The organism is Bradyrhizobium sp. (assembly GCF_049798375.1).
Taxonomy (GTDB): Bacteria; Pseudomonadota; Alphaproteobacteria; order Rhizobiales; family Xanthobacteraceae; genus Bradyrhizobium.
This window is the reverse complement of record NZ_JBARGP010000104.1, coordinates 1-6,570: the sequence shown is the minus strand read 5'-3', so window position 1 is coordinate 6,570 and position 6,570 is coordinate 1. Positions and strand designations below refer to the sequence as shown.

Below are 6,570 nucleotides of genomic sequence, written 5' to 3'. Positions count from 1 at the left end.
ATCGCGGTGTTCGGCGCGCCGTTCCCCGACGCCATTGGCGACGAGTTCTTCCATACGCCGCTGCTGAGCTATGGTACCCAGAAGGCGATCGGAGAGCTGCTGCTCGCGGACTACAGCCGCCGCGGCTTCTTCGAAGGCGTCGGCATCCGCCTGCCGACCATCTGCATCCGCCCCGGCACGCCGAACAAGGCGGCGAGCGGCTTCTTCTCCAACATCCTGCGCGAGCCGCTGGCCGGCCACGAGGCGGTGCTGCCGGTGTCCGAGGACGTCCGCCACTGGCACGCCACGCCGCGCTCGGCGGTCGGCTTCCTGCTGCATGCCGCGACCATGGATACCGGTAAGATCGGTCCGCGCCGCAATCTCACCATGCCTGGTCTCTCCGCCACCGTCGGCGAGCAGATCGCAGCCTTGAAGCGCGTCGCCGGCGACAAGGTCGCCGCGCGGATCAAGCGCCTGCCCGATCCGTTCATCGTCGGCATCGTCGCCGGCTGGCCACGGAACTTCGACGCGAGCCGCGCCCGCGCGCTTGGATTCACCACGGAAGAGCATAGCTTCGATGACATCATCCGTATTCACATCGAGGACGAATTGGGTGGAAACTTCGTTCCCTGAGTTGATCTTGCTTCCGGGAGAGACATCATGACTGCCAGCATCGTCGGATGGGCGCATACACCGTTCGGCAAGTTCGATGCCGAGACCGTGGAAGGTCTCGTCGTCAAGGTCGCGAATGAAGCCCTGGCCGACGCCGGCATCGCGGCCGGTGACGTCGACGAGATCGTGCTCGGCCATTTCAACGCTGGCTTCTCGCCGCAGGACTTCACGGCCTCGCTGGTGCTGCAGGCCGATCCCGCGCTGCGCTTCAAGCCGACGACACGGGTGGAGAATGCCTGCGCGACGGGATCGGCCGCCGTGCATCAGGGCATCCGTGCGATCCAGGCAGGCGCGGCCAAGATCGTGCTCGTCGTCGGCGTCGAGCAGATGACGCGGACGCCGGGTCCCGAGATCGGCAAGAACCTGTTGAAGGCGTCCTATCTGCCCGAGGATGGCGACACGGTCGGCGGCTTTGCCGGCGTGTTCGGCAAGATCGCGCAGAGCTATTTCCAGAAATATGGCGACCAGTCCGACGCGCTCGCCATGATCGCGGCCAAGAACCACAAGAACGGCGTCGCCAATCCCTATGCGCAGATGCGCAAGGATTTCGGCTTCGAGTTCTGCCGCGCCGAGAGCGAGAAGAATCCCTACGTCGCCGGTCCGCTGAAGCGCACCGACTGCTCGCTGGTATCGGACGGGGCGGCAGCCCTGGTGCTGACTGACGCCGAGACCGCGAAGCGCATGGGCAAGGCGGTGAATATCCGCGCCACGGCGCACGCGCAGGACTTCCTGCCGATGTCAAAGCGCGACATCCTGCAGTTCGAAGGCTGCACCGTGGCCTGGCAGCGCGCGCTGGAGAAAGCCGGCGTCACGCTGTCAGACCTCTCCTTCGTCGAGACCCATGACTGCTTCACCGTCGCCGAACTGATCGAATACGAGGCGATGGGCCTGACGCCCAGGGGGCAGGGCGCGCGCGCCATCAAGGAGGGCTGGACCCAGAAGGACGGCAAGCTGCCGGTCAATCCCTCCGGCGGATTGAAGGCCAAGGGCCATCCGATCGGCGCCACCGGCGTCTCCATGCACGTGATGACCGCGATGCAGCTGACAGGCACGGCGCCCGAGGGCATGCAGCTTCCGAACGTCAAACTCGGCGGCATCTTCAATATGGGTGGCGCCGCGGTCGCCAACTACGTCTCGATCCTCGAGCCGGCGAAGTAGGCGGCCGCTCCAAGCCACATCGGCGTCCCGGCGCAAGGCCGGGACGCCGGTCGGCTCTCGCGACTACGCCCGCCGCGCCGCAAGCAGTCCGCCGACCGACGCAATGACCAACAGCGCGCCCAGCGCCATGGCGACGCCGACTTTCTCTCCCAGCACCGCCCAGCCCAACGCCAGCGCGATCAGCGGATTGACGAAGGTGTAGGTCGCGACCAATGCCGGAGATACCTGCTTCAACAGCCAGACGTAAGCGGCGAAGGCGAGGATCGTGCCGGCCAGCGTCAGATAAAGCCAGGCTGCGATCGCGATCCCCGAAACATCGTTGATATGGAACGACGTGACCTCGCCTCGCCACGCGCTCATCAGCACGAGGACGGCGCCTCCGGCTGATAGTGCGATGCCGGAAAACGCGACTTCCCTGTCCTTTGGCGACCAGCGCTCCGAGAGTGTCGTCCCGGCGGCCCAGGAGAACGCGGCAGCGACGAGCAGCGCAATATCGGCGTATGCGGTGCTGCCCGGCGTATCTTTGCCGCGGCCCAACACGGCAAGCGTAACGCCGGCGAGTCCCACCGCGAGCAGGACAAGCTGTTTCCAGCCGGGGCGTTGACCGCCCGGCATCATCGCGCCGATCACCGCGATCCAGAACGGAATGGTGGCGAGAAGAACCGCGGCGAGGCCGCTCGATACTCGCTGCTGCGCATAGGCCAAGATGCCGTGACAGCCTACGAACAAGAGCAGGCCGCATATGGCGGCGCGCACCCATGTTCCCGCGTCGACAGTCCGGCTGCCGAACCATGCAGCGGCGAGCAAGAGGCCTCCGCCGACCACCGATCGCGAGCCCATCAACAGGAACGGCGGGATGGAATGCAGCGCAAGCGCCACCGCCAGATAGGTTCCACCCCAGACGAGATAGATTACGGCGAAGGCCGCCGGGAGGGCCACCTTGGATAGCCACATTGTTCGTAACCCGTTAAAAGGTTATGATGTGAGCTCCAACCGGATCGGACGACGTTCGTTCCAGCTCCAGGACATGCCATGCCATCGAGTTCATCTCGACAGCCTGAGGATCTCGCGATCCGTTTCGTGAACACGGTTGCCTGGCGGTTACAGGATCCCAGCGAGGAGCGCCTCGGTTCGCCTGAGGTTCTGCTGCGCTGGCTGCAGCAGAACGATGTGATCGCCCCAGACGAAAGCCAGGTCTTGGCATCCGCCTGGAAGGCGCGGCCCGAAACGGCCGCGACCGTCTATGACTCCGCCTTGCGCCTGCGCGAGGCCATCTACGCGCTGCTTGTGAGTGTGATCAACCGGCGGCCGGCCGACGCCGCGGTGATGGCATATTTCAGCGCGTTCGTGGGGCGTCCGTCCGCGCTCCGTCTTCAGTGGCGCGATCGCGGGCCAAGCTGGAGCGCGACGGCGTCGCCCGAGACAGCAGAGGATCTGCTCCGGCCGATCGCGCTATCAGCAGCCGCGCTGATCACTGGTCCTCGTGCGGATCGGATCAAGCAATGCGAAGACGATCGCGGCTGCGGCTGGCTCTTCGTCGATGACAGCAGGCGCAAGAACCGGCGCTGGTGTTCAATGGGCGATTGCGGCAATGTCGCCAAGGCGCGCCGCCATCGCGCCCGCAAGGGCGGAGGAGCTTGAGCAGACAGGTCTGGAGCTTCAGACGAGATGAGATCATGATGCGATTTTTCAATTCCATCATGATCTAGCTGCCGCGCCATACTGTCTCCTCGGTCCAACTCAGCTCGGCGAACTCATTAGCCCGGAGCGGAGCTTCATCGGCCGCAAAGAACTCGTCGAGCTGAGGTGGAGCAACGCTCGTTCCTGACAGCATTGCGTGCGCCTGGCCGCGATGATGGATCTGGTGCTGGAACAGGTGCATCAGCAGGCGGTCGCAGCGCTCGTTCTGTACCCGTGTGTCGCGATTGATCCGGATGATATCGGTGAGGCTCGCCGGTGTCTGTGCCTCGCAGAACGCGATCAGGCGCCGGTGCATCGCGGCCTGCGCCGGCTTCAGCTGCGCAAGCGATGGAAACGGCAGCTCGTTCTCCCAGGCACGCGGTCCGAGCCATCCGCCTTCCAGCGCATCGATATAGAACAGGTCGATGACGTAGATGTGGTTGAGCGTGCGCTGCAGGCTGGGGAAGAAGCCGGTGCGCGCGGCCGCGAATTCTCCCTCAGTCAGTTGTTCACAGGCCGTGAGCAGGCGGTGGTTGGCCCAGGCGTTGTTGTAGGCGAGTGCGCGAAAGGGCTGAATGAGATCGGCAGGCATCTGGTTGCTGTTGATGCAGAAGGCGGAAATGATGCGACCGACGTCATTATAGCGGCGTTGTGCCGGGAACGCAGCAGCGAATGGACCCGGGGGATGTCGACGCAGTTCGGTGGATCGACAGATTTTCTCGGGACAGAACGGTGCGCGCGTTCCGCCGCGCCGTCTGAACGAAAATCGGTCTGCCCGAAACGCGATTTTTGCGAGCGGGAACAAGCTGATTTGGCTGTCCAGCCCTGTCGGCAAAAATATTTTACTTTCTCTTTTTCAGAAAATGTGTACTGTAGCGTCGTCCCGTTCCGATACGAGGGGCGCTTCGCGATCGTCACGACACGCGGGGCGGGATGCGATGGCCTGTCGGTGTTGCAGCGCGCTGTTCGCGAGCGGACGAACAATACGGACAGGACGGCGAAATCGTGTGGTCCTGGCATCCCGGTGCTGATGCCAAGTTGGCGACGATGCCGATGACGGGGGCAAGAACGCCGGTCCCCGAGGAGAGCGCGTATAAGCCGTAACGCCATTCGTGCAGGGAAGGCCGGGTTGTTTCGGCCAAACCTGTGGTTCCTGCCGCCTGCATTTCTTTCTGCAGGCGGGCCATGGGCGAGGCCAACGCCCGGCCTTCCCTGCGCCCTCCGATCGATGGAGGGTAAGTTGATGGAACAGCTCGGACGCGATCAGCGCCGCGAGAAGGTATGCATTTGACTCTCGACCCCGCGCAGGTGGGGCACCCAGTACGCCGCGGCAGTCGTGTGACTCGATATGCCGGTGTCTACTGGCTCTCCCGCCTTCGCGGGTGACGACAGCGATGATGTGACGTGCAGCTTGCGCCCGTCTTGCGGAATGATGTGATGAGGGACTGGCTTATCAGCCCCTGCGCGCGGCGGAGCGAGCCTAGCGCATACCCCCATACGCCAGCCATGCTTGCGCTCGCGCGATGGCTGCCGTTAGGTCGACTTCGAAACTGACACCAGGGAGCCGACGCCATTATGGGACCGCTTGCGGGCATCAAGGTCATCGACATGACGACAGTGTTGATGGGGCCTTATGCCACCCAGACGCTCGGCGATTACGGCGCCGACGTGATCAAGGTGGAATCGCCCGAAGGCGACGTCACCCGGCTGATCGGTCCGACGCGCCATCCCGGCATGGGGCCGGTCTTCCTGAACACCAATCGCAGCAAGCGCTCGATCTGCCTCGATTTGAAGAAGCCCGCCGGCCGCGAGGCTGTGCTGCGGCTTCTCAGGGATGCCGACGTGCTGGTCTACAACGTCCGTCCGCAGGCGATGGCGCGGCTCAACCTCGGCTATGAGGTCGTCTCCGCACTCAATCCGCGGCTGATCTATGCCGGCGTGTTCGGTTTCGGCCAGGACGGGCCCTATGCTGCCAAGCCTGCTTATGACGATCTGATCCAGGGCGGGGCAGGGCTCGCGCATCTGATGGCGGTCGGCGGCGACGATACGCCGCGCTATGTGCCGAATGCATTGGTCGACCGCATCGTCGGCCTCACCGCCGTCGGCGCGATCTGCGCTAGCCTCGTCAACCGCGACCGCACCGGCAAGGGCCAGCGCGTGGACATCCCGATGTTCGAGACCATGACGGGCTTCGTGATGGGCGACCATATGGGCGGCCTCACCTATCAGCCGCCGCTCGACAAGGGCGGTTATGCGCGGCATCTCTCGCGTGATCGTCGCCCGTACAAAACATCAGACGGCTATCTCTGCGTCATCGTCTACAACGACAAGCAGTGGAATTCGTTCTTCGAGGCCTCGGGCCGCAACGACCTGCGCGACGATCCGCGCTTTGCGAGCTTTGCCGGCCGCGCGGTCAATATCGATACGGTCTATGGCGAACTGGCGCGCATTTTCGAGACCCGCACCACCGCCGAGTGGACGGAGCTGCTGACCAAGGCCGACGTGCCGGTCATGCCGATGCACGATCTCGAAAGCGTGCTGGAAGACCCGCACCTGGTCGCGACCGAATTCTTTCCCGTGGTCGAGCATCCGACCGAAGGCCCGATCCGCAGCATGCGCGTCTCTGCGACCTGGTCCGATACCAAGGCCGAGCCGAAGCGGTTGGCACCGCGGCTCAATGAGCATGGCGATGCGATCCTGCGCGAAGCGGGATTCTCGTCCGACGAGATCGCGGCGATGATCCGCGACGGCGTGACGCGGCCGGCGCCCACGGCATCTAAGGAGTAACGCCATGGATTTCGCGCTGTCCGCCAACCAGGAATCGATCCGTGATGCCGTCGCAAAAATCTGCACGCGCTTCGACGATGCCTATTGGCTGAAGAAGGACAAGGAGGGCGGCTTTCCCGCCGATTTCCACAAGGCGATGGCCGAGGCCGGCTGGCTCGGCATCTGCATCCCGGAGGAGTATGGCGGCTCGGGGCTCGGTATTCTCGATGCCGCGATCATGATGCGCACCATCTCCGAGTCCGGCGCTGGCATGTCGGGCGCGTCGGCGATCCACATGAACGTGTTCGGGCTCAA

At 64.2% G+C, this 6,570-nt stretch carries 6 protein-coding genes and 1 pseudogene; 5 read left to right on the top strand and 2 right to left on the bottom strand.

From position 1 onward, the window contains the following. Both WA702_RS04800 and WA702_RS04795 read left to right on the top strand, forming a co-directional pair. A pseudogene (locus WA702_RS04800) lies at positions 1–612 on the top strand (D-erythronate dehydrogenase); the annotation flags it as partial. Positions 613–639: 27 nt separating this feature from the next. Continuing rightward, positions 640–1,809: an acetyl-CoA acetyltransferase gene (locus WA702_RS04795; RefSeq protein WP_425109390.1), complete on the top strand. Its 1,170-nt coding sequence runs from the start codon at positions 640–642 to the stop codon at positions 1,807–1,809. Between the two features lie 63 nt (positions 1,810–1,872). Here the strand turns inward: WA702_RS04795 and WA702_RS04790 are convergent, their stop codons facing one another. Further along, positions 1,873–2,748, bottom strand: coding sequence for an EamA family transporter (locus tag WA702_RS04790; protein WP_425109389.1), 876 nt, complete (start codon positions 2,746–2,748; stop codon positions 1,873–1,875). Between the two features lie 93 nt (positions 2,749–2,841). Here WA702_RS04790 and WA702_RS04785 point away from each other — a divergent pair, with 93 nt between their 5' ends. Further along, the gene (locus tag WA702_RS04785) at positions 2,842–3,450 is read left to right on the top strand and encodes a CGNR zinc finger domain-containing protein (RefSeq protein ID WP_425109388.1); all 609 of its coding nucleotides are present in this window, start codon (positions 2,842–2,844) and stop codon (positions 3,448–3,450) included. A gap of 64 nt (positions 3,451–3,514) precedes the next feature. Here WA702_RS04785 and WA702_RS04780 read toward each other — a convergent pair whose 3' ends face one another. Continuing rightward, entirely contained in the window at positions 3,515–4,081 is a 567-nt protein-coding gene (locus WA702_RS04780) for a DinB family protein (RefSeq protein ID WP_425109387.1), read from the bottom strand. Positions 4,082–5,064: 983 nt separating this feature from the next. Between WA702_RS04780 and WA702_RS04775 the strand changes: the two genes are divergently transcribed. Together WA702_RS04775 and WA702_RS04770 are read left to right on the top strand one after the other, a co-directional pair. Beyond that, positions 5,065–6,276 (top strand): CaiB/BaiF CoA transferase family protein, encoded by a 1,212-nt coding sequence (locus tag WA702_RS04775; protein WP_425109386.1) that lies wholly within the window; start codon positions 5,065–5,067, stop codon positions 6,274–6,276. A gap of 4 nt (positions 6,277–6,280) precedes the next feature. Then, positions 6,281–6,570, top strand: a 290-nt coding sequence (locus tag WA702_RS04770) for an acyl-CoA dehydrogenase family protein (RefSeq protein WP_425109385.1), incomplete at its 3' end; no start/stop codon positions are given.